The sequence below is a fragment of the Allocoleopsis sp. genome (assembly GCF_036703385.1).
In the GTDB taxonomy this organism is placed as follows: Bacteria; Cyanobacteriota; Cyanobacteriia; order Cyanobacteriales; family Coleofasciculaceae; genus Allocoleopsis.
Map to the genome: position 1 here is coordinate 1 of NZ_DATNPA010000103.1, position 2,283 is coordinate 2,283.

The window sequence follows — 2,283 nt, forward strand, 5'->3', positions numbered from 1 at the left end:
GGCATTGATTTTTTCGCACTTGACTCAAATACCTTTAACGATCCTCTCCCCATCCCAAAAACCCGAGAAGGGGCAGACTATCGTCAATTCTTGAAACAGCGTCGCAACGAGCTAGAGCAGCAGAAACAAAAAATCCTCGAAACATCCAATAAACTCAATGCTGAGTCGCCGGAAGGCGCAGAACAGCTCGATGACCTCCGTTCCAAATTGGCACAACTGGAAGAGGTAGAGGTGGACATTGATAAGCAACTATCAGCCGACGTTACCACTGTCACCGACCAGGAACAACTCGATTGGTTACAGAAACGGTTAATTGAGTCTTGGCATACCCAAGAGGTACGCGGCCGCGTGATTTACTTCCACCATCCTCCTTACGTAACTGAAGCCACAAAGTGGCACCAAGCGCAGACGTTAGCCATTCGCTATCGACTGCGCCAAGTCCTTGATGCCGTATCTGAAGCAGTTGGCCCGTTGACCAAGGGGCGTCCGTTAGTCGATTTGATTCTCAACGGTCACGCTCACTGCTTAGAATACCTCCGCACGGAAGACACGGGACACGCTGACTCCCACCTGAACTGGATTGTGTGTGGGGGGAGCGGTCATAGCCTGCGCCGTCAACGCAGGGAAGGCCCGGACTTGATGGAAAAGTTTGCCGATGTCGAGGGTAAGAACACTCGCTTAGTGGCGCGTTCCCGGCTTTATCTCGGTCGGAATGGTCGCGGTTCCCAAACGCGGCGACCTTACTCATTTTTGCGGATCGATGTCGCTGGCGGTCAGCAGCCTAAGTTTCGCGTGCAACCGTTGATTAGCGAACGATTTCGACGAGACTGGAACTATAGCGCCGTTGAGGCATTTACAATTTGATTTTCCCAGAAGGGCGATCGCACTGTAGCTCGTACAGGATAAAGTGCGATCGCGCTATACGCAAGTTACTGTTCGAGTTTTTCGGCTGGAGTGGAGCGATCGCAAAAGTCTCTAAACCCGCTCCAGATACGAGCTTTTGGTTCTAGAACATTGGAGGCTACTCTTATCCATAATTTTTCTCAATGCTTGTGTTATTTCTACTCAAAGAGTCTGGTCCTAAACAAGAGCAAATTGAGCGACGTAGGAGCAGAACGGATTGACCTATAGCGGTTCTTCTGTCAGCTACCAGCTTTTTTGTTTCCTTGCTAGGTCTAGGTTTCACGCTTTCTTCGCTGTACCTCGTTCAACTGAAAGCCGCTACATATTCACAGATACACACCAGGAGTAGCATTTCATGACTAAACAACTCGATCCAACAAAACGGCGTAACAAAACGTTCATCCGCTGGTTACTCCAAGAAGAGCGCAGCGAAGGGGAAGAACATCATCGACAACATCCTTGGTGGCAGGTGATGTGCCTCACGGGTGTGGATTATTTCTCAACTCTGGGTTATCAACCCGGTATTGCCGCCTTAGCCGCCGGTGCGCTTTCTCCTCTAGCGACTCTCATTCTGGTTCTGCTGACTCTATTCGGGGCATTGCCAATCTACCGACATGTTGCAAGGCATAGTCCGCATGGGGAAGGCTCGATCGCAATGCTCGAACATTTGCTCCCTTGGTGGCAAGGCAAATTATTCGTACTCTGCCTACTGGGCTTTGTGGCAACCGACTTTATCATTACTATTACCCTCTCAGCGGCTGATGCCACTGCTCATATTATCGAAAATCCCCTAGTCCCACATTCGCTTGACCATCCAATCTTGATTACCCTTGTGCTGATAGCATTACTCGGCACCGTTTTCCTCAAGGGGTTTCGAGAAGCGATCGGAATTGCTGTCTTTTTGGTGGGATCCTATCTCCTGTTAAACCTTGTTGTTATTGGCAGAGGCGTATATGAAGTCTTTCTTCACCCCTCTGAACTCGCTAACTGGCAGAGTTCACTTTTCACTAGCTATCACAATGACCCGTTGCTCATGCTTGGTATCTCTATCCTGCTATTCCCGAAGCTGGCATTAGGCTTGTCAGGCTTTGAGACAGGCGTAGCAGTTATGCCTCTGGTTAAGGGTTGCAGCAGCGATACTCGGAGAAAGCCGAAGGGACGCATCCATAACACCCACAAACTCCTCACGACGGCTGCCGTAATCATGAGCTTCTTTTTGCTCACCAGTAGCATAATTACGGTACTCCTGATTCCCGCCGCAGAATTTCAACCTGGCGGCAAAGCTAATGGACGTGCACTGGCTTATCTGACCCATCAGTATCTCGGAAATGGCTTTGGTACCCTTTACGACTTGAGTACTATCAGCATTCTGTGGTTTGC

The 2,283-nt window shown here is 49.7% G+C and carries 1 protein-coding gene and 2 pseudogenes; all 3 read left to right on the plus strand.

What is annotated here, in order from left to right:
* A pseudogene (locus V6C93_RS05180) lies at window positions 1-864 on the plus strand (metallophosphoesterase); the annotation flags it as partial.
* The gene (locus V6C93_RS05185; protein WP_333475587.1) at window positions 861-1,010 is read left to right on the plus strand and encodes a hypothetical protein; all 150 of its coding nucleotides are present in this window, start codon (window positions 861-863) and stop codon (window positions 1,008-1,010) included. The pseudogene V6C93_RS05180 and the gene V6C93_RS05185, both read left to right, overlap by 4 nt.
* A gap of 248 nt (window positions 1,011-1,258) precedes the next feature.
* Window positions 1,259-2,283, plus strand: a pseudogene (locus V6C93_RS05190) (amino acid transporter); the annotation flags it as partial.